Source organism: Lentzea tibetensis (assembly GCF_007845675.1).
GTDB classification, from domain to species: domain Bacteria; phylum Actinomycetota; class Actinomycetes; order Mycobacteriales; family Pseudonocardiaceae; genus Lentzea; species Lentzea tibetensis.
Genome location: NZ_VOBR01000003.1, coordinates 52,733 through 75,905 on the forward strand (window position 1 = coordinate 52,733; position 23,173 = coordinate 75,905).

A 23,173-nucleotide genomic window follows, 5' to 3' on the forward strand; every position below is an offset into this window, starting at 1 on the left:
GAGCGAGATTAAGGTCAGGGGCAGCTGACGATCGTCTCGCCGGCGACGGCGTCGAGGCAGGTGTCCACACCGTCGCCGCCGTTGAGCGTGTCCACGCCGCCCTGGCCCCACAGGAAGTCGTTGCCGCCCAGCGCCGAGATGCTGTTCACGCCCGCGCTGCCGACGAGGTGGTCGACGTTGTTCGTGCCGGTGACGTTCTCCACGTCGGCGTGGACGTTGTCCTTCGCCGCGACCGTGTCGTAGCCGTCGTCAGCGCCCGCGCCGATGGTCACCGAGACACCGGAGCCGGGGTTCAGCGCGCTGCCGTTCAGGTAGTCGACCCGGTCCACGCCGAGGCCGCCGAACACCGCGACGCCGCCCCGCTTGGGCCGCAGGAGGTCGTTGCCCGCACCACCGTTGATCGTGCCCTTGGCGCGGGTCTCGATGACGTCGGCGCCGTCGCCGGTGCTCACGTTCGCGGGCACGTCGTCGGTCGAGTTGGCGTCCATCAGCACGTTGACCCGGTCGTTGAGGTCGCCGGTGGTCACCGAGATGGAGTTGATGAAGCGGGTGTTGAGCGGGGCCGGTGCCTTGTAGACGCACTGCACCTGCGTGCCGACCAGCGTGCACCCCGCGCCTGCCGCGAGCAGGTCACCGCTGTCGGTGACGGTGTACTTGCGGTTGACCGTGTCCATGCCGACGGTGACGTTGTTCGTGTGGCCTGCTTCGGCCTCCACGATCATCACGCCGTTCTGCACGTAGACCGTCGTGTGCGGGGTGGCGTGGGCGATGGCGGGCATGGCGACCGCGGCCAGTGCGGCGGCGCTGATGGCGATGAGCAGTCTCACTTCGGTTTCCCCTTTGTGGCTGGTGCCTTGTGGGGAAACAGCCTGCTCAGGGGGCTTCGGGTGAGCTGTGGGCGTGCTTAGGGCAGGGCTAAGGTGATGATCTCCGCGCTGGTCGGGCCACCGGTTTTCACTCCGCGGCCGCGGGATGCCCTCCGATGCGCGTGGTCAGCTCGTCCGCCGACCGGCGCACCTCACCGGCCAGATCGGGCCAGGTCTGCCCGCACAACGTGTCGCACACGTGCCGGAACGTGAGCGTGATGGCGGCGATGGGCCGTTCCCCGTGGTCGAAGACGGGAGCGGCGACGGAGGCGAACCCGGCGGTCACGAACCCGTCCTCGACCGCCCACCCCTGCCGTCGCTCGGCCTGCAACAACCGCCGCAGAGCGGGCAGGTTGTGCGGCCCTCGCCCGGTCCGGTCGACGAACCCGTCCACGGTCGGGAACAACGCCCGGACCTGGGCGGGCGGCAGGTGGGCCAGCATGGCCCGGCCGGACGCGGTGAGGTGCGCCGGCAACCGCACGCCGACGTCGGACACGATCGTCTGCGGCTGCCGCGGCTGCTCCCTGACCAGGTACAACGACTCGGCCCCGTGCAGCACGCCCAGGTGCGCCGTCTTCTCGGCCCGGTCGACGAGCTTGCGCAGCAGTGGCCGCGCGAGGCGTTCCAGCGGGTCGTGCCGGAGGTACGCCGAACCGAGCTCGAACGCCGCCACTCCCAGTCCGTACCGCTTCTCCTCCGGGAAGTGCGTGGCGAACCCGGCGTCGGTCAGTTCGGAAAGCAGGTGGTAGGTCGTCGACCTCGGTAGATTGAGCTCACGCGCGACGGAAGCGGCCGACACGGGTCCTGGTCGGCTCGCCAACAGACGCAGTACCGCGAGGCCTCGCCGCAGCGCGGGTACGTCACTGCTGCTGCCCACCTGTGGATTTTCGCACTTTGCAGGCGTGACGAAGTCCATCCAACGGGCGACTCAACAAATGTCGCCCCCGGTGCGTTGGAGCGGCGTGACAGTGAACGAGGGGGTCGGGATTGACACCGAGTTTCGATGACTTCGTGGCCGCACAGGTAACCCCGTTGCTGCGGTACGCGACCGTGCTGACCTGCGATCCCTACCTGGCGCAGGACGTGGTCCAGGAGGTTCTGCTGCGCGCTCAACAGCGGTGGGACCGGATCGGCGCCGTCGATCTGCCCGCCGCGTACGTGAAGCGGATGGTCACGAACGAGTACCTGTCCTGGCGCAGGCGCCGGGAGGCGAAGAACGTGGCCCTCTCCACGGCGACGCTGGAACACATCAGCCCGGCCGTCCCCGACACGAGTCACCACTACGACGAGCGCGAGGCGATGCTGCAGCGGATCGCGCAGCTGCCCCGCAAGCAGCGGGCCGCCATCGTGCTCCGTTATTACGAGCACTACACCGACTCGGAGATCGCACGGGAGCTCGGCTGCGCCGAGGGAACCGTGCGCAGCCACATCTCCCGTGCGCTGGCCACGCTCCGTCTCGAACATTCACCGGAACCTGCCGCCGCAGGGCTTCGGGTGCGGGAGGGCCTTTCGTGAACGACACCGAGCAGTTGATCAAAGAAGCGCTGAACCGGCAGGCCGACCGCGCGCCGCATCCGGGGCCGACGTTGTCCGCGTTGCGCCGCCCCGCGCGCAGGCGCAGCCGGTCGTCGCTGTTCCTGACGGTCGGCACGGCCGTCGCGGCGGCAGCGGTGCTGTTCGCCGCGGGTGTCCTGGTCGGCAAGGGGCCGAGTCCGGACAACGGGGCGGCCGCGTTGCTGCCGACGACGACGCCGAGCGCGTCGACGCACGTCAAGTTCAGTCCCGGCTGGTTGCCGGACGGGTTCGTCGAGGTCTACCGGTCCGCCGGACCGGACGGCATCGTCCGCGTCTGGACGACCGAGCCGAGCGCCGACCCGCCGTTCGCCACCGCCAAGCCGATGGTGTCGCTCAGCGTCGACGGCAACCCCGAGGGCTTCGAGACCTGGGAACAGGTCGCGCTCGCCAACGGTGCCACCGGCTACGTGCAGGTCACCCAGGGGCAGACCGGTCCGGGCGCCACGATCGTCTGGCGCGCGCCGGACGTGCTGCGGGTGACCGTGCGCGGCGTGCCGGACGTGCGTGCGACGGCCGTGCAGATCGCCGGGGCCGTGCAGCCGGACGACAAGAGCGTCGTGCGGTCCGCCGTCGAGTACCAGGGCCTGTCGCTGCCGCGCGTGTGGGGCGCCTCGCCGTCGCGGTGGACGTCCGAGATCCGGGTCGACCCGTTCACCGCGCAGGTGTCGACGGATCCGCCGGACCTCACCGGCGGCAAGCCGGTCGACGTGCGCGGCAAGCAGGGCACGTACGTGCCGGGCAAGTACGTCGCCGTGCTGGACCGGGGCGTGTGGCTGACGGTCACCGGGCAGCTCACCGAGGGCCAGCTCGTCAAGATCGCCAACGACATCAAGATCGATCCGAAGCCGGGGTACGACTGGATCGGTCACTGAGTCTGGTCGAACACCTAGTCTCGGATACCAGACAGCATCGCGCGCCCCGGGGTCGCTGGAACGGCTCCAGGGCGCTGTGATGTCCCCATGCGACAACTGGTTGAGCTGGGTCCGAAACCACTGACCCGTGAGGACGTGCAGGCCGTCGCACGCGACGGCGCCTCGGTGACGATCACCGAGGCCGCGCGCGAGGCGGTCACCACCGCCCGCCGCCACATCGACCAGCTCGCCACCGCCGAGCGCCCCACGTACGGCGTGTCGACCGGCTTCGGCGCGCTCGCCGTCCGGCACATCCCGCCGGACCGCCGCGCGCAGCTGCAGCGGTCGCTGGTCCGCTCGCACGCCGCGGGCTCCGGCCCCGAGGTGGAGCGCGAGGTCGTGCGCGCGTTGCAGCTGCTGCGGCTGCGCACGCTGGCCACCGGCCACACCGGCGTCCGGTTGTCCACTGTGGAAGCACTGGCCGGGATGATCAACGCGGGCATCACGCCGATCATCAACGAGTACGGCTCGCTCGGCTGCTCCGGCGACCTCGCCCCGCTGTCCGCGTCCGCGCTCGCGCTGATGGGCGAGGGCCTGGTCCGCGACGCCGCCGGCGACCTCGTCCCGGCGCTCGATGCGTTGACGGCCGCGGGCATCGAGCCCGTCCAGCTGGCCGAGAAGGAAGGCCTCGCGCTGATCAACGGCACCGACGGCATGCTCGGCATGCTGGTGCTCGCGATCGCCGACCTGGAGCGGCTGCTCGACATCGCCGACCTCACCGCCGCGATGAGCGTCGAGGCGCTGCTCGGTACGGACCGCGTGTTCCAGCCCGAGCTGCACGCGTTGCGCCCGCACCCCGGCCAGACCGTGTCCGCCGCGCGGATGCTCGCGTTCCTGCGCGACTCCGACATCGTCGCGTCGCACCGCGGCCCGGACTGCACGCGCGTCCAGGACGCCTACTCGCTGCGCTGCGCACCCCAGGTGCACGGCGCCGCCCGTGACACCGTCGCCTACGCCGCCGTGGTCGCCGAGCGCGAGCTCGCCTCCGCGGTGGACAACCCGGTCGTGCTGTCCGACGGCCGCGTCGAGTCCAACGGCAACTTCCACGGCGCGCCCGTCGCGTACGTGCTGGACTTCCTCGCCATCCCGCTGGCCGACGTCGCGTCGATGGCCGAGCGCCGCACGGACCGGATGCTCGACGTGTCCCGCTCGCACGGCCTGCCGCCGTTCCTCGCCGACGACCCCGGTGTCGACTCCGGCCACATGATCGCCCAGTACACGCAGGCGGCGATCGTGTCCGAGCTCAAGCGCCTGGCCGTGCCGGCGTCCGTCGACTCGATCCCGTCGTCGGCGATGCAGGAGGACCACGTCTCCATGGGCTGGTCCGCCGCGCGCAAGCTGCGCAAGGCCGTCGACGGTCTGACGACCGTGCTGGCCATCGAGCTGCTCACCGCTGCTCGTGCTCTCGACCTGCGGGCGCCTCTCAAGCCCGCTCCCGCGACCGCTGCCGCGGTGGCTCGGCTGCGCGAGACCGTTCAGGGCCCCGGCCCCGACCGCCACCTCGCACCCGAGATCGCCGCCGCCGAGGCCCTGATTCGAAGTGGAGCTCTGTAATGGTTGTTCGCGCTGATCGTGGCACCGAGCTGACGGCCAAGTCGTGGTCGACCGAGGCCGCGCTGCGGATGTTCCACAACAACCTCGACCCGGACGTGGCCGAGCGTCCCGAGGACCTCGTCGTCTACGGCGGCACCGGCAAGGCCGCGCGCGACTGGCCGTCGTTCGACGCGATCAGCCGTGAGCTGGCCGCGTTGGAGTCCGACGAGACGCTGCTCGTGCAGTCGGGCCGTCCGGTCGGCGTGATGCGGACGCACGAGTGGGCGCCGCGCGTGCTGATCGCGAACTCCAACCTCGTGCCGGACTGGGCCAACTGGCCCGAGTTCCGCCGCCTCGAGGCCGAGGGCCTCACGATGTACGGCCAGATGACCGCCGGTTCGTGGATCTACATCGGCACCCAGGGCATCCTCCAGGGCACCTTCGAGACGTTCGCCGCGGTCGCCAACAAGCGCTTCGGCGGCACGTTGAAGGGGACGCTGACCGTCACCGCCGGCCTGGGCGGCATGGGTGGCGCGCAACCGCTTGCGGTCACCATGAACGAGGGCGTCGCCCTGTGCATCGAGGTCGACCCGCACCGCGCGCAGCGTCGCGTCGAGACCCGGTACCTGGACGAGGTCGCCGCCGATCTGGACGCCGCTCTTTCGCGTGTGCTGGCCGCGAAGGCCGCTGGTGAGGCTTTGTCCGTCGGCGTCGTGGGCAACGCGGCCGAGATCCTGCCGGAGCTGCTGCGCCGCGGGGTGGCCGTCGACGTCGTGACCGACCAGACCTCGGCGCACGACCCGCTGGCGTACCTGCCGGTCGGTGTCTCGCTGGAGGACTGGCAGACGTACGCGTCGACCAAGCCCGAGGAGTTCACCGACCGGGCGCGTGTGTCGATGGCCGCGCACGTCGAGGCGATGGTCGGCTTCATGGACCGCGGCGCCGAGGTGTTCGACTACGGCAACTCGATCCGCGGCGAGGCGCAGCTCGGCGGCTACGACCGCGCGTTCGCGTTCCCCGGCTTCGTGCCCGCCTACATCCGGCCGCTGTTCTGCGAGGGCAAGGGCCCGTTCCGCTGGGCGGCGCTGTCCGGTGACCCGGCGGACATCGCCGCGACCGACCGCGCGATCCTCGAGCTGTTCCCGGAGAACGAGCAGCTGGCGCGCTGGATCAAGATGGCCGGTGAGCGCGTCGAGTTCCAGGGCCTGCCCGCGCGCATCTGCTGGCTCGGGTACGGCGAGCGGCACCTCGCGGGCCTGAAGTTCAACGAGATGGTGGCGTCCGGTGAGCTGTCCGCGCCGATCGTGATCGGGCGCGACCACCTGGATTGCGGTTCGGTCGCCTCGCCGTACCGCGAGACCGAGGCCATGGCCGACGGCTCCGACGCGATCGCCGACTGGCCGCTGCTCAACGCTCTGGTCAACACCGCGTCCGGTGCCACGTGGGTGTCCATCCACCACGGTGGTGGCGTCGGCATCGGCCGCTCGATCCACGCCGGTCAGGTGACGGTGGCCGACGGGACTCCGCTGGCCGCGCAGAAGATCGAGCGCGTGCTGACCAACGACCCCGGCATGGGTGTCATCCGGCACGTGGACGCCGGGTACGACGAGGCTCGCGCTGTCGCTTCGGCGAAGGGCGTCCACATCCCGATGGAGGGCTGATGTCGTCGAGTCAACGGGCCGTTGACCTCGCGAGAGCTCCGGAACTGTCGGTGCCGCGTGGGACGATTGGAGTGGGGACCTCGTGCTCCCCCTCCCACGGGGGCGCGCTCGTTCGGCGGGGACGCTTGCGTCAGCGTGCCGGTGGGCTGGTGGTGGGCTCGTGCTGAACGACATCGCGGATGTCGGGCGCGACGCGCGTCGCGGCGGCTACTCGCGGCACGCGTTCGACGGGCCCGAACTGGAGCTGCGGCACTGGTTCGTCGAACAGGCCGTCCGCCGCGGCCTCAACGTCGAGACCGACCGCAACGGCAACCTGTGGGCCTGGTGGGGCGAGCGCGGCGCGAACGCGGTCGTCACCGGCAGCCACCTCGACTCGGTGCCCGGCGGCGGCGCGTTCGACGGGCCGCTGGGCGTGACGTCAGCTCTGGAGGCCGTCGACCTGTTGCAGGCGCGCGGGTTCACGCCGAAGCGGCCGCTGGCGATCGCCGTGTTCGCCGAGGAGGAAGGCGGCCGGTTCGGCGTCGCGTGCCTCGGGTCGCGGCTGTTGACCGGCGCGATCGCACCCGAGACGGCGCTCAACCTCAAAGACCCCGACGGCATCACGTTCGGCGAGGCCATGGCCAAGGCCGGCTACGACCCGGCCACGGCAGGCCGCGACGACAAGGTGCTCGGTCGCATCGGGAAGTTCGTCGAGCTGCACGTCGAGCAGGGCCGCGGGCTGAGCGTGCCGGTCGGCGTCGCCAGCTCGATCCTCGCGCACGGCCGATGGCGCTTCACGTTCACCGGCGAGGGCAACCACGCCGGCGCCACGCTGATCGAAGATCGGCGCGACCCGATGCTCCCCGCGTCGCAACTCGTGCTGGCCGCACGGAAAGCGGCACGGGACGGCGGCCGCGCCACGGTCGGCAGGCTGGTGCCCAACCCCGGCGGCACGAACGTCATCGCGTCCACTGTGGACGTCTGGCTCGACGCGCGCGACGCCGACGACGCCCGCACCCGCGCGATGGTCGCGGAGATCACCGAATCGGCCACCCGCGCGGCCGAAGAAGAGGGCTGCGAGGTCCGCGTCACCGAGGAGTCGTACGGCGACACCGTGCACTTCGACGCCGCGCTCCGCGACGAGCTCGCGGGCGTGCTCGGCGGCGTGCCCGCGCTGCCGACCGGTGCCGGTCACGACGCGGGCATCCTCGCCGCGCACGTGCCGACCGCGATGCTGTTCGTGCGCAACCCGACCGGGGTGAGCCATGCGCCAGAAGAGTTCGCTGAACAGAGCGATTGCGACGAGGGCACCAAGGCGCTGGCCAGCACCCTCGAACATCTGTGTTCGTAGGACGAGGCCGCACTGTGCTCGCTACGGTCCGCCCATGCGCTACTGGGTGCTGTTGTTGCTGGTGCTCACCTTGACGGCCTGCGGGGCGTCGGGCAGCTACGACCGCGACGCCGAGCCGACGACCAAGGCCGTGGAGCCGCCCCCGCTGGGGTCGCTCTACGGCCGGGTCATGCACCCGTCGGGCACGGCCGCGTCCAAAGCGACGGTCGGCCTGCGCCGGTGGCGAGCCGCGGAGGCGTTCACGACCGCGGCCGCCGGTGGCGTCTCGTGCCTCGGGCAGACGTGCCTGACCGGCCAGTACGTCGAGCAGACCCCGGAGGGCACCTACAGCTTCCCCGACGACGCGGCGAAGTCCGGTGACGTCTCGGTCGTGGCGTCGTACCCGAGCGGTGCGGAAGCCGAGGTGTTCTTCAAGAAGACCGGGGAACGGCAGCGCGTGCCGGACCTCGTCCTGTGGGAGGAGCAGCCGCGCGTCCGGCAGATCGGCGGCCTGTTGTTCATCCGCTGGCCGCAGCAGTCGGGCACCGCGCGGTACGCCGTGCACACCAAGGACAACGGCCAGGTCAGCGCCGCGTCACGGGCCACGACGCGGTTCGTGCCCGCGTGGCAGGTCAGCGGCGAGCTGTCGGTGGTCGCGACGAGCGACGGCACGAACGCGAAGTTCCGGTACACCGCGGTGCCGGCGAAGATCCAGGTCGCGAAGCCCGAGCAGCACCCGGTGCAGCTGGACGGCCGCAGCTGCCTCCAGGTGCGCGACCGGCACCGCGCGGTGCTCCCGGCGGGCGACAAGGTCGAGGTGTCGAGGGACGGCGTGACGTTCACGGCGATCCCGGTGCCCTCGCCCCGGTGGGGAGTGCGGAACACTCTGCTGGGCAACGACATCCGTTACGTGTGCGGTCGAGAGGTGTCCCTGTGGTGAACTTCTGGTGCGAGCGGGCGTGGTTGCCGGACGGCGTGGCCGACCGGGTGCTGATCCGCGTGGACGACGGCACCATCACGAGCGTGTCCACAGTGGACACCATTCCACTCGGCGTGCGCAGGCTGCACGGCGTCGTGCTGCCCGGCTTCGCCAACGCGCACTCGCACGCGTTCCACCGGGCGCTGCGCGGGCGGACGCACGACGGCGGCGGCACGTTCTGGACGTGGCGCGACGGCATGTACTCGCTCGCGGCCAAGCTCACGCCCAAGAGCTACTACCGGCTGGCCCGCGCCGTCTACGCGGAGATGGCCGTCGCCGGGGTGTCGTGCGTCGGCGAGTTCCACTACCTGCACGACCGGTCCAACGAGTTCGGCCACGCGCTGCGCCAGGCCGCCGAGGACGCGGGCATCCGGCTCACCCTGCTGGACACCTGCTACCTGAGCGGCGGCATCGACACGCCGCTCAACGAGGTGCAGGAGCGCTTCTCCGACGGCAGCGCCGAGGCGTGGGCGTCGCGCGTCGGCGAACTGAAGGACGACGCCGTCATGCGGGTCGGCGCGGCGATCCACTCGGTGCGCGCCGTGCCGCGCGACGAGATCGCCGTGGTGGCGCGGGCGTTCCCGGACAAGCCGCTGCACGTGCACCTCTCCGAGCAGCCGGCCGAGAACGAGGCGTGCCTGCTCGCGCACGGCCTCACACCGACCGAGCTGCTGTCCGAGGAAGGTGCGCTCTCGACCCGCACGACCGCCGTGCACGCCACGCACCTGACGTCGCACGACATCGCGCTGCTCGGCGAGTCCGGCACCGGCGCGTGCTTCTGCCCGACGACCGAGGCCGACCTCGCCGACGGCATCGGCCCGGCCCGCGAGCTGGCGAACGCCGAGGTCCCGCTGTCGCTGGGCAGCGACCAGCACGCCGTCATCGACCCGTTGCTGGAGGCGCGGGCGCTGGAGCACGGCGAACGCCTGCGCACCGGCGAGCGCGGCCGGTTCTCGCCGCGGGAACTGCTGGCCGCGCTGACGAACCACAAGGCGCTCGGCTGGTCCGAGGCCGGGCGCATCGAGGTGGGCGCGCCAGCGGACTTCGTCGCCGTGCGGATGGACTCGCCGCGCACCGCGGGATCGTTGCCGGAACAGGTGATGCTGTCCGCGACGGCGTCCGATGTGGACACCGTGGTCGTCGGCGGCCGGGTGGTCGCCGCGCAGGGCGTGCACGAGACTCTGGGTGACACGGGCAGGTTGCTGGCCGACGCGATCGAGGAGCTGTGGGCGTGAGCGTGCTGATCACCAGCATCGGTGAGCTGACCACCAACGATCCCGAGACCGGCGGGAACGCGCTGGTGCTCGACGGTGCGGAGGTCGCCTGGGTCGGCGACGCGGCCAGTGCGCCGCAGGCCGACGAACAGGTCGACGTCGGCGGCCGGGCCGTGCTGCCCGGCTGGGTCGACAGCCACACGCACCTGGTCTTCGCGGGCGACCGCACCGAGGAGTTCGGCGCGCGCATGGCCGGAAAGCCTTACCGCGCGGGTGGAATCGCCGTCACGGTCGGTGCGACGCGTGCGGCGAGCGACGCCCAGCTGGAGGCCGTCGTCGCGCGGCACGTCGCCGAGGCGGTCGCGCAGGGCACGACGTTCGTCGAGACGAAGACCGGCTACGGACTGACCGTCGCGGACGAGCTGCGCTCCGCGCTCGTCGCCGCGAAGCACGCCGACGAGGTCACGTTCCTCGGCGCGCACCTGGTGCCGCCGGGCGCCGACGCCGACGAGTACACCGCGCTGGTCTGCGGCGACATGCTCGACGCAGTCGCGCCGCACGTCCGCTGGGCCGACGTGTTCTGCGAGACGGGCGCGTTCGACGAGGACCAGTCGCGGGCGGTGCTGACCGCCGCAGCGAAGCACGGGCTGGGCCTGCGCGTGCACGGCAACCAGCTCGGCGAGGGGCCCGGCGTGCGGCTCGCGGTCGAGCTGGGCGCGGCTTCGGTCGACCACTGCACCTACCTCGCACAGTCCGATGTGGACGCTCTCGCGTCGTCGGACACGGTCGCCACGTTGCTGCCCGCGTGCGATCTGTCGACCAGGCAACCGCTTCCGGACGCGCGCAAGCTGCTCGACGCGGGCGCGACCGTCGCGCTGGCGTCGAACTGCAACCCCGGCTCGTCCTACACGTCGTCCATCGCGTTCTGCGTCGCCACCGCCGTGCTGCAGATGCGGATGAGCGTCGAGGAGGCCGTCCGCGCGGCCACGCTCGGCGGTGCGCAGGCGCTGCGGCGCGACGACGTCGGCGTGCTGCGGCCGGGTGCGCGAGCGGACGTGCACGTGCTGGACGCACCGTCGGTCACGCATCTGGCGTACCGGCCGGGGGTGCCGTTGACGCACGCGGTGTGGCGCAAGGGCGCACGTGTGAGATGAGTTCGGCCTTTTCCGGGCGAAAACCGGAAAGAAGGCTCACAATCCACCTGTGAAAACCCGCGGGCCGCTGGTGACGCTGTTCGTCGTCGCGGCGCTGGCGGTGGTCCTGTTCGGGATCAACATGAGCAGGACGACCGCGTCAGCGCCGGCGCCTGAACCTGCGTCGTCCACCACAACCACCACCACTACTACGACCACGACGACTCCGCCGCCACCGGTGCAGGAGATGTACGTCGGGGCCGTCGACGACGGCTCGGCCATCGCGGTCGCCGTCAAGGACACCAAGGCCGTCGCGTACGTGTGCGACGGCGCCCAGGTCGAGTCGTGGCTGGAGGGAACGGTTCAGGACAGCACGCTGACGCTGCACGCCAAGGACGGCTCCGAGCTCACCGGCACCATCGCGGGCCAGCAGCTGAGCGGCATGGTGCTGCGCAGGCCGTTCAACGCGTCCAACGTCGACCCGCCCGCCGGCCTGTTCCGCGCGAACGTCGGCGTGCTCGACCGGATCGGCTGGGTCGTGCGGCCGGACGGCACCGCGACCGGGCTGCGCCTCAAGGACGGCGCCGTGCAGGCCGCGCCGCCGTTCAACCCGAGCTCGGTGACCGTGGACGGCAAGCCCGTACCGGTCCAGCAGGTGTCACCGTGACCACCGTGCCCACTGAGGCCCCGGTCCGTACGTCGCTCGTGCTCGTGCCGTTCGCGGTCGGCGCGGCGGTGGCCGTCGGCGTCGGCGTCTACGGCGGCCTGCACACCCCGCAGGGCTACTCGATCAACATCTCCGGCTTCTCCAGCACCCAGGCCGTCAAGTCATGGCTCACGACCGGTGCCTTCGTGTTCGCGCTGGTGCAGCTGCTGTCCGCGCTCATGGTCTACGGCAAGATCAAGGGACCGCGCTGGTCCGGCACGCTGCACCGCTGGTCCGGCCGCCTCGCCGTGCTGCTGACCGTCCCCGTCGTCGTGCACTGCCTCTACGCGCTGGGCTTCGACCCGTCTTCACCGCGCGTGCTCGCGCACTCGTTGCTAGGTTGCTTCTTCTTCGGCGCGTTCACCGCGAAGATGCTGGTGCTGACCCGCAAGGGCGTGCCGGGGTGGGCGTTGCCGCTGATCGGCGGCCTGGTGTTCACCGGGCTCGTCGCGCTGTGGCTGACCTCGGCGTTGTGGTTCTTCACGACGACCGGCGTGACGTTCTAGGAGGCGCTGATGGGCCTGTCCCGACGAGCCGTGATCGCGGGCGCCGGGCTCGCCGCCGCGGGCTGCAGCACCTACGGCGGCTCCACGCCGCAGCAGACCCAGGCGCCGGCAGGAACCGAGCTGGCCAAGACCGCGGACATACCGCCGGGCGGCGGGATCGTGCTGGGGGACAAGGGCGTCGTGGTCGTCCAGCCGCAGGAGAGCACGTTCAAGGCGTTCACGTCGACGTGCACGCACCAGGGCTGCACGGTCGCGAACGTCCAGGGCGAGATGATCAACTGCACCTGCCACGGCAGCAAGTTCAACATCGCCGACGGCACGGTGGCGGAAGGCCCCGCCACCCAGCCGCTCGCCGAGAAGAAGATCGCCGTGCAAGGGGACTCGATCCAGCTCGCCTAGAGCCCCGCCGGAGCCCGCTCGTGGAGCCGGCCTGCCAGGTCCCAGGACAGCTCGCCCTTCTCGTCGAGGTACGGGAACCGGCCGCCGGCGTCGACGCCCTCCACCAGCGCCTCGGCCGTGGCCGACAGGTACTCCGCCAGCGACGGCCACGCGCCGTTGAAGACGCCGCCCATGTCGTGCAGGTGCATGCCGACCTGCCCGCTGCCGTCCCGCATGTCGATGACCTGCGAGTCGCCCTCGGCCTCGCCGAACGGGATCCACAGCGGGTGGAACCACTGGTCGTCCGGCTCCTGTTCACCGTCGAGGTTCAGGTCTTCGTTGATCTCGACGTTGCTCTGCCAGTGCGCCAGGATCTCCTCCGCCGACAGCGGCGGGTACAACGCCGGCAGGAAGTTCGCCCGCGAGTAGCGGGTCAACCCGTTGTGGCACAGCAGCGAGTCGACCAGGTCCTGCGGGAACTTCAATCCCATCTCGTCCTGGACCCGTGCGATCTCGGCCGGATCGGCGGGCGGTGCCAGCTGGGCGAACGTGGCGGGAGCGTGTTTCTGGAGCCAGGCGCCGATCCGCGCCCACGACTCGGCCACCGCGGTCACGCCGACACCTCCGCCGGCAGGCGGTTCAGCGTCCTGCCCCACCCCTCGGTGTCGGCCAGTTCGACCCACAGCACCTCGCCGTTCTCGTCGACGTGCGGGTACCGGCCCTTGACGTCGGTTCCGTTGAGGAGTGCCTCGGCCGTGGCCGACAGGTACGCCCGCAGCGACGTCCAGGTCCCCGGCCCGAAGTAGCCGCCCTGGTCCGAGAAGTGCTCACCCAGGCGGCCGTCGCGGGTGTCGATGATCTGCGAGTCACCCTCGATCGAGGCGATCGGGATCCAGCGCGGGTGGAACCACTGGGTCTCGGAGGCCTGGTCGTCGTGCTGACCGTTGATCACGCCGTTGTCGTGCCAGTGCTCGAGGATCTGCGCGACGGACAGCAGCGGGTAGTGCTCCGGTAGGACGTAGATGTCCGAGTAGTCGGCCATGCCGTCGTGGCACAGCAGGGAGTCGACCAGGTCCTGCGGGAACTTCAGCTCCATCTCGTCCTGGACCCGTGCGATCTCGGCCTGATCAGCGGGCGGTGCCAGCTTCGCGAAGGTGGCGGGAGCGTGTTCGCGGAGCCAGGCGTCGATCCGCGCCCACGACTCGGTCACCGCGGTCACGACGACACCTCCGCGGGCAGACGCTGCAGCGGGCTGCCCCAGCCCTCGGTGTTGTCCAGGTCGACCCACAGCACCTCGCCCTCGTCGTCGAGGTGCGGGAAGCGGCCCTGGACGTCCGTGTTGTTGAGGAGTGCCTCGGCCGTGGCCGACAGGTAGCCCCGCAGCGACGTCCATGGGCTCTTGCCGAACACCGCGCCCTGGTCGTGGTAGTGCATGCCCAGCCGGCCGCTGCCGTCACGCACGTCGAGGATCTGCGAGTCGCTGTCGACCGACGCGATCGGGATCCAGAGCCGGTGGTACCAGGGGTCCTCCCGGTCGCTCTGGTCGCCCAGGTCGTTGTTGACCTGCATGATCTCCTGCCACAACTGGAGGATCTGCGCGACGGACAGCAGCGGGTAGAGCTCCGGCAGGACGTACACCTCCGAGTTGTCGAGCAGCCCGTCGTGGCAGCGCAGCGAGTCGACGAGGTCCTGCGGGAACCTCAGCTCCATCTCGTCCTGGACGCGTTCGAGCTCCGCCGGGTCGGCGGGCGGCGCGAGCAGCTCGTACGTGATGGGGGCGTGCTTGCGGAGCCAATCGTCGATGTGGCTCCACGACTCGGTGACCGTGAACATTCGCGGCAGGGTAGCGATCAGGTGCATACAAGATCGGACACACCTGGAGTAGATCCACGTGGCCGGTAGCTGTCAGCGGGGGCAGGCTGGGGCCATGGAGTACACGCATCTCGGCCGCAGCGGCCTGTCCGTCTCCCGGCTGTGCCTCGGCACGATGAACTTCGGCCCCGAGACGACGGAGCCCGACAGCCACGCGATCATGGACCGCGCGCACGAGCACGGGATCAACTTCTTCGACAGCGCGAACGTCTACGGCTGGCAGAAGGGCGAAGGCGTCACCGAGCAGATCATCGGCCGCTGGTTCGCCACCGGCGGTCAGCGCCGTGAGAAGACCGTCATCGCCACCAAGCTGTACGGCAGCATGGGCGACTGGCCCAACGACACCTTCCTGTCCGCTCTGAACATCCGCCGCGCGTGCGACGCGTCGTTGAAACGCCTGCAGACCGACTACATCGACCTGTACCAGATGCACCACGTCGACCGCTCGACGCCGTGGGACGAGATCTGGGAGGCGTTCTCCGTCCTGCGCCAGCAGGGCAAGGTCATCTACTTCGGCTCGTCGAACTTCGCGGGCTGGCACGTCGCACAGGCCCAGGAGGCGGCCCGCACCCGCGGCTACCTCGGCCTGGTGTCCGAACAGTCGATCTACAACCTGCTGACGAGGTGGATCGAGCTGGAGGTGCTGCCGGCGGCCCGCCACTACGGCCTCGGCGTCATCCCGTGGTCGCCGCTGCACGGCGGCCTGCTCGGCGGCGCACTGCGCAAGGAACGCGAAGGCGGCGGCTCGCGCTCCAAGTCCGGCCGGTCCGCGGACACCTTGGAGAAGCACCGCGACACCATCGAGGCCTACGAGAAGCTCTGCGCCGACCTCGGCGAGGACCCGGCCAACGTCGGCCTCGCGTGGCTGCTGCACCAGGAAGGGGTGACGGCGCCGATCATCGGGCCGCGCACGCTTTCGCAGCTCGACGGGTCTTTGCGGGCGGCCGAGCTGAAGCTCGACTCCGAGGTGTTGGGCAAGTTGGACGAGCTGTTTCCCGCTCCCGCGCCGAACGGGTCCAAGCCTGCGCCGGAGGCCTACGCCTGGTGAGTCGGTGGGGCACCCGCGCGGTCAGTCGGTCGCCAGGACGATCGTCTCCGGCGCGGGTGCCTTGCCCTCGGCTCGGAGCTGGAGCAGCGTGACGCCGGCGGCGATGTGGCGGAAGACCTCGCCGGTGTCAGGCACCACGGAATCGGCTTCCACTGCAAGGCGCATCGCCATGAGACGAAGATGTGCTGCTAGTTCTTGCGTGAGCGGGATCTGTCGCTCGAACACCAGAGTTCCTGCGGCGACCAGCCCATCCAGCTGCCTGTCACCCCACCTGGTGAGTTCTGTGTTGCTCGCTTCTCTCAGGAGGGCGACCAAGCGGCCAGGCGGCGCGATGTAGGTGTTGCGGTGGCTGATGACTTCGTTCACCAGCAGCCGCTCGAATCCGAGAAAGTTCCCCTTCGGTGCCGCTGTGATCTTGGTTGTTCGGATCATGGCACGTGCCGCTGCCCGGCCGACTATGCCTTCCAGGTCGTCTAGTTGAAACGGAGAACCAGGAGCGACTGTCAATTGCTCAGGCTGTGCTGCATCGGCCCCTGGTAGCCCTTTCGCGCTGAAGAGCAGGTCCGGGTCGTGGAGGAGGTCGTGGTAGAGGCGGTTGGACAGCGTTGCGGTGTTGACGGCATGCGGATGCGGCCCCGGCGGGATCCACAGGTCGCCGTCCTTCAGCCAGATGCTGTGGTCGGTGATCGTGCGGCGCAGCGGCGACGACTCCACCTCGGCACGGCTCGGCAGCCGGAAACCTGGTTGGTTGTCGGTGAGTTCGTTGACCCACTTCACGAATCGGCGTGCGTCGTCCGCACGCACACCTCCAACTGGTTCATGGTGCGGCGCCGACCCCAGCGCAGGGGCATCCGGCACCGGACCGCCGGTCTGGAGCGTGAAATGGCCATAGGGGTTCGTCTTGATCGGGTGCGCGCAGATCCGGGTGCCTTCACCGGTGCGCACCAACTTGCTGAGATGTCTGCTCAGCATCACGCCGATCACGAGTGCGGGGTCGACGCGTGGCCCCACCGCGAGCCGCGCATCCAGCTCGCGCCACAGTTCCGGATCGACCTCGCTGCTCAGTTCGGCGCATTCGAAGGCAAGCGACAGCGAGTTGACGGCGTTCGTTTCAAGGCACGCCTGCACGATCGCGTCGGCGTCGCCGCGCGCCACGTACAACAGCGTGACTTCGCGCCACCACACGTCGTCGACCGCGCCGATGAGCACGTCGGCCAGCCGCTTCTCCCTGATGTGCGCGGCAGCCAGGTACTCCTGGAACGTCAGGTGGGCGAACGAGTAGAGCCCGCTCTCGCGCTCGATCAGCAGCCCGTTGGAACCCATGTCGGCCAGGAAGTCCTGCTCGTCCACGGCCTTCGCCATCCGCCGCAGCATCGGGCGGATCTCGGTGATCACCTCGTCGCGCGGGAGATCCCGGAGGTGGCGGCGCATCATCGTGAACGCCAGGCCGCTCAACAAGGCCGTCTTCTGGTCGCTGGTCAGCGGCGACTCGAGGTTCTTGGCCTCCTGGCGCCGCCACAGCAGCACCTCGCAGATCTCCCGGTACAGGTCGACCCGTCCACCGGGGAGCGCGCCGCGGAACTTGTGGACGGTCGCGATCATGGTGAGCAGCAACGGGTTCACGGTCAGCTCGTACAGGGCCGGGCTGTGGTTGAGGCGTTCCAGGAGGTCGTCGGCCTCGTTCGCGGCGCGGATCTTCACGTCGGCGTCGGAGACGCCGGTGCTGCGCTGCTCGATCGCGAGGTACCAGCCGTGCACGAACCTGGTCACCTGCTCGTCGGTGAAGCTGCGCACCTGCACCACGGTCGCGCCGTCGACGCGTGCCGTGCGGTAGCCGTGCGGGCGGGACGTGATGACGTAGTCGTTGGCGGGGTAGCGCTTGAGCTGGCGTTCGACCCAGTCGGCGACGCCGCGGCGACTGGACTGGTCGGCCACCTCGTCCAGGCCGTCGAGGAGGACTGCGCACCTGCCGTCGCGGAGCTTCCGCTCGAACCAGCCTGCCGGAGCGACCGGGCCGTGCTTGCCCAGTGAGCTGGCGACCAGTTCGGCCAGCGAGACTTCGGGGTTGGCGGCGATGGCCGCCACGTGGTCGCGCAGGTACAGCAGGACGGGGACGGTGCGGCGGCCGCGGCGGGACCGGCAGATCGCGCGTGCGGTGTGCCGCAGGAGCGTCGTCTTGCCGCTGCCCGGCGCGCCGACGACCGCGAGCACCGCGGGGTGCGGCTGGCCCAGCAGGTCGCCGATGAAGTGCCTGTTCTGCCTGTCCGGCGACTTCTGGCCGAGCACACCCTCCGGGACCTGCGTCGGTGCGCTGTACACGAGACTGACGTCGACGAAGACCTCGTCGAGCTGGGGCGTGTAGAAGCCGACGGTCGCGAGGCCCTTGAGGTCGATGAACCTCAGGCTGCCCAGCACCGCGTCCCGGTACTGCTTGTCGAACCGGGAGAAGCGGCGGCGCAGCGCCTTGTCGGTGGAGTCCGCGAGGCTGACCTTCCAGCGCTGGCCCAGCTCGTCGGCGGCGCCTCCGGCGATCTTCCAGAAGAACGCGACGAACCCCACCACGGCCTCGTACGCGATCAGCGCGGCGACCGCTTGCATCGGGTGGGTCTTCGCCCAGTTCTGCAGGAACGTGAAGGCGAGTCCTGGCGGCAGCAGCGCCGCCCCGACGAGGCCGAGAGTCTTGCCCATGTGCGGCACATCGCGCACCGCACACGGTCAGTTACGCGTCAGTCTTCGGGATCGTCCTCGTCGTCGCGCGCGAGGTAGGTCGCGAAGCGCTCGATGGCGGTCTCGAACTCGGGGTTGGCGTCGACGAAGCCGCGGAGCTTGCCCGCCAGCCACGCGAGGGTGACCTCCTCGTCGCCGCGCCGATCCTCCAGCTCTTCGATGCCGCGGTCGGTGAAGTACATCGGAATCCTCCGTGAGACGACCGAACCGCCGGACCACGTGGGTCCGGCGGTTCGGCGCGAACAACCCTGTCTCAGTCGAAGGCGCGGGTGATGATCTCGCGCTGCTCGACCTCGTGGACCTTGCTGGAACCGGCGGACGGGGCGGCCATCGGGCGGCGCGACACGCGGCGCACGTTGCCCAGGCGCTCCGGCAGCAGCTCCGGCAGCGCAAGACCGTAGAACGGCCACGCACCCTGGTTCGCCGGCTCCTCCTGGACCCAGCGGACGTCCTTGGCGTTCGGGTAGCGGTCGAGCAGTTCGGTCAGCTTCTTCGCCGGGACCGGGTACAGCTGCTCGACGCGGACGATCGCCGTGTCCTTGTTGGCCCGCTTCTCCCGCTCCGCGTGGAGCTCGTAGGAGATCTTGCCGCTGCACAGCAGGACCTTGGTGACGCCGTTCGGGTCCGCGATCGTCGGGTCGTCGATGACCGACTGGAAGCGGTCCTCGGTGAATTCCTCCACCGGGCTGACCGCGGCCTTGAGCCGCAGCATCGACTTCGGCGTGAAGACGATCAGCGGCCGGTCGACGCCGTCGAGGGCGTGGCGGCGCAGCAGGTGGAAGTAGTTCGCCGGGGTCGACGGCACCGCGACGGTCATGGAGCCCTCGGCGCACAGCTGCAGCCAGCGCTCGATGCGGCCGGACGTGTGGTCCGGGCCCTGGCCCTCGTGGCCGTGCGGCAGCAGGATCACGACGTCGGAACGCTGACCCCACTTGGCCTCACCGGACGAGATGAACTCGTCGATGATCGGCTGCGCGCCGTTGACGAAGTCACCGAACTGCGCTTCCCACAGCACCAGCGACTGCGGGTTCGCGACCGAGTAGCCGTACTCGAAGCCGAGCGCGGCGAACTCCGACAGCACCGAGTCGTAGACCATGAACTTGCCCTGGTCCTCGGACAGGTGCTGCAGCGGCGTGTACTCCTCGCCGGTCTTGCGGTCGACCAGGGTCGCGTGGCGCTGCACGAACGTGCCGCGGCGCGAGTCCTGACCGGCCAGGCGGATCCGGCGGCCCTCCATGGCCAGCGAGCCGAACGCGAGCAGCTCGGCGAACGCCCAGTCGATGCCGCCTTCGCGGGCCATCTTGGCGCGGCGCTCGAGCACCGGCTTGACGCGGGCGTGCGGCGAGAAGCCCTCGGGCAGGTTCACGTGCGCGTCCGCGATGTGCTCCAGCACCTCGCGAGTGACGCCGGTCGGCAGCTTCGCGGGGATCTGCTGCTCGGCCTCGACCGACGGGCTCACCGTGATCGGGTGCTTCTCCAGCTCCCTGACCTCGTTGAACACGTGCTCCAGCTGGCTGGAGAAGTCCTGCAGCGCCTTCTCGGCCTCTTCGACGGTGATGTCGCCGCGGCCGATCAGGGACTCGGTGTAGGTCTTGCGCACCGAGCGCTTCGCGTCGATCACGTCGTACATCGCCGGCTGGGTCATCGAGGGGTCGTCGCCCTCGTTGTGACCGCGGCGGCGGTAGCAGACCATGTCGATCACGACGTCCTTGTGGAACTGCTGGCGGTAGTCGACAGCCAGCTTCGCGACCCAGTAGCACGCCTCGGGGTCGTCGCCGTTCACGTGGAAGACCGGCGAACCGATCATCTTCGCGACGTCGGTCGAGTACTTCGAGGAGCGCGAGTGCTCCGGCGCGGTGGTGAAGCCGACCTGGTTGTTCACCACGATGTGCACCGTGCCTCCGGTGCGGTAACCGCGCACCAGCGCCAGGTTCAGCGTCTCCGCGACGACACCCTGTCCGGCGAACGCGGCGTCACCGTGCAGCGCGACCGGCAGCACCGGGAACGCTTCGCCGCCGAGGTCCAGCTCGTCCTGCTTGGCGCGCACGATGCCCTCGAGCACCGGGTCGACCGCCTCGAGGTGCGACGGGTTCGCGGTCAGCGCGACCTTGGTCTCGCCGTCGCCGAACATCCGGAAGTACTTGCCCTCGGCGCCGAGGTGGTACTTCACGTCGCCGGAGCCGTGCGCCTGGCCGGGGTCGAGGTTGCCCTCGAACTCGCGGAAGATCTGCGAGATCGGCTTGCCGACGATGTTCGCCAGCACGTTCAGGCGGCCGCGGTGCGGCATGCCGATGACGACCTCGTCCAGCTCGTGCTCGGCCGCCTTGTCCAGCACGGCGTCGAGCAGCGGGATCACGGTCTCGCCGCCCTCGAGCGAGAAGCGCTTCTGGCCGACGTACTTCGTCTGCAGGAAGGTCTCGAAGGCCTCAGCCGCGTTGAGCTTGCTGAGGATGTACTTCTGCACGGTGGCCGGCGGCTTCTCGTGCGGGACCTCGACGCGCTCCTGGATCCAGAGGCGCTCCTCCGGCTCGAGGATGTGCATGTACTCCACGCCGATCGTGCGGCAGTAGGAGTTGCGCAGCACGCCCAGGATGTCGCGGAGCTTCATCCGCTCCTTGCCAGCGAAGCCGCCGACGGGGAACTCGCGGTCCAAATCCCACAGCGTCAGGCCGTGGCTCAGCACGTCCAGGTCCGCGTGGCTGCGCTGGCGGTAGTTCAGCGGGTCCGTGTCCGCCATGAGATGACCGCGCGTGCGGAACGCGTCGATCAGCTCGATGACGCGGGCCGTCTTGTCGACCGCGCCCTCGGGGATGTCCGCGACCCAGCGGATCGGCTCGTAGGGCAGCCGCAGCGACGCGAAGATGTCGTCGTAGAAGCCGTCCTCACCGAGCAGCAGCTGGTGGATGCGCTTGAGGAACTCGCCCGACTCCGCACCCTGGATGATGCGGTGGTCGTAGGTGCTCGTCAGCGTGATGATCTTGCTGACGCCCATCTCGACGAGCGCCTGCTCGCTGGTGCCCTGGAAGTGCGCGGGGTACTCCATCGCGCCGACGCCGACGATCGCGCCCTGGCCCGCCTGCAGACGCGGCACCGAGTGGTTCGTGCCGATCGTGCCGGGGTTGGTCAGCGAGATCGTGGTGCCGGAGAAGTCGTCTGCGGTCAGCGAGCCGCCGCGGGCCTTGCGGATCAGGTCCTCGTAGGCCTGCCAGAACTGCGTGAACGTCATGTTCTCGCAGGCCTTGACCGACGCGACGACCAGCGTGCGGCTGCCGTCCTTGCCGGGCAGGTCGATCGCGAGACCGAAGTTCACGTGCTCCGGCGTCACCACGAACGGCTTGCCGTCGACCTCGGCGTAGTGCCGGTTCATGTTCGGGTACGCCTGGAGCGCCCGGACCACCGCGTAGCCGATCACGTGCGTGAAGGAGACCTTCCCGCCACGCGTCCGCTTCAGGTGGTTGTTGATCACGATGCGGTTGTCGGCCAGCAGCTTGGCGGGCACGGCGCGCACGCTCGTCGCGGTGGGAACGGTGAGCGACAGCTCCATGTTCTTCGCGATGGCGGCGCCAGCGCCGCGGAGCTGCTTCTGCTCGGGACCCGCACCCTGCTTGACGGGGGCGGCCTTCGCGGCCTGCTGCGGCGCGGGCTTGCCGGTCTGCGGCAGCGTCGCGGGCTTCGCGGCAGGGGGTGCGGGAGCCTTCTTCGGAGCCGTGGTCGTGGCGGTTGCCGCCTGACCGTTCTCCGGGGTGCTCGGCGCGGCGACGGAGGCCGCGGCGGTGTTGCCGTTGCCGGCCGCGCGCTGCGTCGGCTTGTAGTCGGCAAAGAAGTCATGCCATGCCGGGTCTACGGATGACGGGTCGGCGAGGAACTGCTCGTACATCTCCTCGACAAGCCACTCGTTCGGCCCGAACTGTGACGCAGGACTGCTGCTGGACACGGCTGGCGCTCGCCTCTATCCATCTCGCTCTTGGTGTTGACTCATGCGTTAGTCAGGCTAGTCCCCCGCTGGCTGACCTTCATACACGGGAGCAGCCTGGCAAGGAGTGCTCAGTCACAGGATCGATCAGGACGGCCTCCTAGTTAACCGGTATTGAGCATCTCTTGATGTTCCTGTCTCAACTGGTCTCTGGATCATGGTGCTGGTACGGAGAGGCATACGCACGTTGGGCACTCTCCCGTTCACTCCGGGTGTCCGGGTGGGGCGTTGTCGTGGCGGGCCGGTTGCTCAGTGGTGGCATTGATCACGCCTGGCTCACTTGGTCGCGGTTGGGCCGCGGGTGCGGCCACGGCAGGGCAGGACAGGGGCTCGGCTGGGGCTGGGCCAAGGCGGAGCCCGGCTGGGCCGGGCTCGGTGCTGAGGGCTGGGTTCGCCGCTGAAAGCCGGGTTGGTTCGGGGCTGGGGCTGGGCCGGGCGAGGCCAGGGCCAGAGTTGAGTGAGGGCTGAGGACCTGGGCCTGAAGGACTTGGGCTGAAAGGGCTGGCTCGCTGGGGAACAGGGTTGGGCCTGCGTGGGTGAAGGTGCGGGTGCGTGCGCCCAGAGTGCTTCGCACGCGTGAGGTGCCGGTAGCCGCCAGCTGGCGCAGGGCTGCGCACCTCTGGCCGCTTCGATCGGCCAGCGGCCACGGGTCGCGGGGCAGAGACCGCGGGGCAGAGATCAGCAGGCAGAGACCACGCGCTGAGCGCGGCGTGCGTCAGTGCTCGGGCAGTTCGCCCGTGGTCGCGGCGGAGTCCTGCGCAGCTCGCTTGATGGCAGGGGCC

Annotated in this window: 20 protein-coding genes; 12 read left to right on the forward strand and 8 right to left on the reverse strand. The window is 70.0% G+C overall.

What is annotated here, in order from left to right:
• Positions 1–14: 14 nt before the first annotated feature.
• Both FKR81_RS04520 and FKR81_RS04525 read right to left on the reverse strand, forming a co-directional pair.
• Entirely contained in the window at positions 15–827 is an 813-nt protein-coding gene (locus FKR81_RS04520) for a calcium-binding protein (protein WP_146349649.1), read from the reverse strand.
• Positions 828–954: 127 nt separating this feature from the next.
• On the reverse strand, positions 955–1,743 hold the full coding sequence (locus tag FKR81_RS04525; RefSeq protein WP_146349650.1) for an IclR family transcriptional regulator: 789 nt from the start codon (positions 1,741–1,743) through the stop codon (positions 955–957).
• Positions 1,744–1,853: 110 nt separating this feature from the next.
• Here FKR81_RS04525 and FKR81_RS04530 point away from each other — a divergent pair, with 110 nt between their 5' ends.
• The 11 genes from FKR81_RS04530 (at position 1,854) to FKR81_RS04580 (ending at position 12,792) form a co-directional block, all read left to right on the forward strand.
• Positions 1,854–2,381, forward strand: coding sequence for a SigE family RNA polymerase sigma factor (locus FKR81_RS04530; RefSeq protein WP_146349651.1), 528 nt, complete (start codon positions 1,854–1,856; stop codon positions 2,379–2,381).
• Positions 2,378–3,313: a hypothetical protein gene (locus tag FKR81_RS04535; protein ID WP_146349652.1), complete on the forward strand. Its 936-nt coding sequence runs from the start codon at positions 2,378–2,380 to the stop codon at positions 3,311–3,313. Before FKR81_RS04530 ends, FKR81_RS04535 begins: the two co-directional genes overlap by 4 nt.
• 87 nt (positions 3,314–3,400) lie before the next feature.
• Positions 3,401–4,906, forward strand: coding sequence for a histidine ammonia-lyase (gene hutH, locus FKR81_RS04540; RefSeq protein WP_146349653.1), 1,506 nt, complete (start codon positions 3,401–3,403; stop codon positions 4,904–4,906).
• A complete protein-coding gene (hutU, locus tag FKR81_RS04545; RefSeq protein WP_146349654.1) occupies positions 4,906–6,546 on the forward strand; it encodes a urocanate hydratase in 1,641 nt (546 codons plus the stop codon). The genes hutH and hutU overlap by 1 nt, the downstream gene beginning before the upstream one ends.
• Before the next feature lie 160 nt (positions 6,547–6,706).
• Positions 6,707–7,876: an allantoate amidohydrolase gene (locus FKR81_RS04550; protein ID WP_146349655.1), complete on the forward strand. Its 1,170-nt coding sequence runs from the start codon at positions 6,707–6,709 to the stop codon at positions 7,874–7,876.
• Positions 7,877–7,910: 34 nt separating this feature from the next.
• Positions 7,911–8,795 (forward strand): hypothetical protein, encoded by an 885-nt coding sequence (locus FKR81_RS04555; RefSeq protein ID WP_146349656.1) that lies wholly within the window; start codon positions 7,911–7,913, stop codon positions 8,793–8,795.
• Complete coding sequence (locus FKR81_RS04560; RefSeq protein WP_146349657.1) at positions 8,789–10,069, forward strand: formimidoylglutamate deiminase; 1,281 nt, start codon at positions 8,789–8,791, stop codon at positions 10,067–10,069. The genes FKR81_RS04555 and FKR81_RS04560 overlap by 7 nt, the downstream gene beginning before the upstream one ends.
• Entirely contained in the window at positions 10,066–11,202 is a 1,137-nt protein-coding gene (gene hutI / locus FKR81_RS04565) for an imidazolonepropionase (protein WP_146349658.1), read from the forward strand. The genes FKR81_RS04560 and hutI overlap by 4 nt, the downstream gene beginning before the upstream one ends.
• 49 nt (positions 11,203–11,251) lie before the next feature.
• Positions 11,252–11,848: a hypothetical protein gene (locus tag FKR81_RS04570; protein WP_146349659.1), complete on the forward strand. Its 597-nt coding sequence runs from the start codon at positions 11,252–11,254 to the stop codon at positions 11,846–11,848.
• Between the two features lie 5 nt (positions 11,849–11,853).
• Positions 11,854–12,393: a DUF6529 family protein gene (locus tag FKR81_RS04575; RefSeq protein ID WP_146349660.1), complete on the forward strand. Its 540-nt coding sequence runs from the start codon at positions 11,854–11,856 to the stop codon at positions 12,391–12,393.
• Positions 12,394–12,402: 9 nt separating this feature from the next.
• Positions 12,403–12,792 carry a Rieske (2Fe-2S) protein gene (locus FKR81_RS04580; RefSeq protein ID WP_146349661.1) on the forward strand — a complete coding sequence of 130 codons (390 nt, stop codon included), beginning with the start codon at positions 12,403–12,405 and terminating at the stop codon, positions 12,790–12,792.
• Here the strand turns inward: FKR81_RS04580 and FKR81_RS04585 are convergent.
• From FKR81_RS04585 to FKR81_RS04595, 3 genes are read right to left on the reverse strand one after another with little or no spacing between them, the layout of a single operon-like run.
• Positions 12,789–13,385 (reverse strand): SMI1/KNR4 family protein, encoded by a 597-nt coding sequence (locus FKR81_RS04585; protein WP_222598175.1) that lies wholly within the window; start codon positions 13,383–13,385, stop codon positions 12,789–12,791. The genes FKR81_RS04580 and FKR81_RS04585 overlap by 4 nt on opposite strands.
• Positions 13,382–13,990, reverse strand: coding sequence for an SMI1/KNR4 family protein (locus tag FKR81_RS04590; protein WP_146349662.1), 609 nt, complete (start codon positions 13,988–13,990; stop codon positions 13,382–13,384). Before FKR81_RS04590 ends, FKR81_RS04585 begins: the two co-directional genes overlap by 4 nt.
• Entirely contained in the window at positions 13,987–14,604 is a 618-nt protein-coding gene (locus FKR81_RS04595; protein ID WP_186762767.1) for an SMI1/KNR4 family protein, read from the reverse strand. Before FKR81_RS04595 ends, FKR81_RS04590 begins: the two co-directional genes overlap by 4 nt.
• 94 nt (positions 14,605–14,698) lie before the next feature.
• On the opposite strand from FKR81_RS04595, the gene FKR81_RS04600 reads away from it, so the two are divergent.
• Positions 14,699–15,691: an aldo/keto reductase gene (locus FKR81_RS04600; protein WP_146349664.1), complete on the forward strand. Its 993-nt coding sequence runs from the start codon at positions 14,699–14,701 to the stop codon at positions 15,689–15,691.
• A 21-nt stretch (positions 15,692–15,712) separates the two neighbouring features.
• Here the strand turns inward: FKR81_RS04600 and FKR81_RS04605 are convergent, their stop codons facing one another.
• The 3 genes from FKR81_RS04605 to FKR81_RS04615 form a co-directional block, all read right to left on the reverse strand.
• Positions 15,713–18,379: an NACHT domain-containing protein gene (locus tag FKR81_RS04605; RefSeq protein WP_146349665.1), complete on the reverse strand. Its 2,667-nt coding sequence runs from the start codon at positions 18,377–18,379 to the stop codon at positions 15,713–15,715.
• Between the two features lie 38 nt (positions 18,380–18,417).
• The gene (locus FKR81_RS04610) at positions 18,418–18,600 is read right to left on the reverse strand and encodes a DUF6104 family protein (RefSeq protein ID WP_146349666.1); all 183 of its coding nucleotides are present in this window, start codon (positions 18,598–18,600) and stop codon (positions 18,418–18,420) included.
• A gap of 71 nt (positions 18,601–18,671) precedes the next feature.
• The gene (locus FKR81_RS04615) at positions 18,672–22,352 is read right to left on the reverse strand and encodes a multifunctional oxoglutarate decarboxylase/oxoglutarate dehydrogenase thiamine pyrophosphate-binding subunit/dihydrolipoyllysine-residue succinyltransferase subunit (protein ID WP_146349667.1); all 3,681 of its coding nucleotides are present in this window, start codon (positions 22,350–22,352) and stop codon (positions 18,672–18,674) included.
• Positions 22,353–23,173 lie beyond the last annotated feature (821 nt).

What these genes read in the sequence shown, in the direction of transcription:
- hutH (WP_146349653.1), top strand. Translation starts at nt 3,401, where the DNA reads ATGCGACAACTGGTTGAGCTGGGTCCGAAACCACTGACCCGTGAGGAC.
- hutU (WP_146349654.1), top strand. Translation starts at nt 4,906, where the DNA reads ATGGTTGTTCGCGCTGATCGTGGCACCGAGCTGACGGCCAAGTCGTGG.
- FKR81_RS04555 (WP_146349656.1), top strand. Translation starts at nt 7,911, where the DNA reads ATGCGCTACTGGGTGCTGTTGTTGCTGGTGCTCACCTTGACGGCCTGC.
- FKR81_RS04580 (WP_146349661.1), top strand. Translation starts at nt 12,403, where the DNA reads ATGGGCCTGTCCCGACGAGCCGTGATCGCGGGCGCCGGGCTCGCCGCC.
- FKR81_RS04595 (WP_186762767.1), bottom strand. Translation starts at nt 14,604, where the DNA reads ATGTTCACGGTCACCGAGTCGTGGAGCCACATCGACGATTGGCTCCGC.
- FKR81_RS04600 (WP_146349664.1), top strand. Translation starts at nt 14,699, where the DNA reads ATGGAGTACACGCATCTCGGCCGCAGCGGCCTGTCCGTCTCCCGGCTG.
- FKR81_RS04605 (WP_146349665.1), bottom strand. Translation starts at nt 18,379, where the DNA reads ATGGGCAAGACTCTCGGCCTCGTCGGGGCGGCGCTGCTGCCGCCAGGA.
- FKR81_RS04610 (WP_146349666.1), bottom strand. Translation starts at nt 18,600, where the DNA reads ATGTACTTCACCGACCGCGGCATCGAAGAGCTGGAGGATCGGCGCGGC.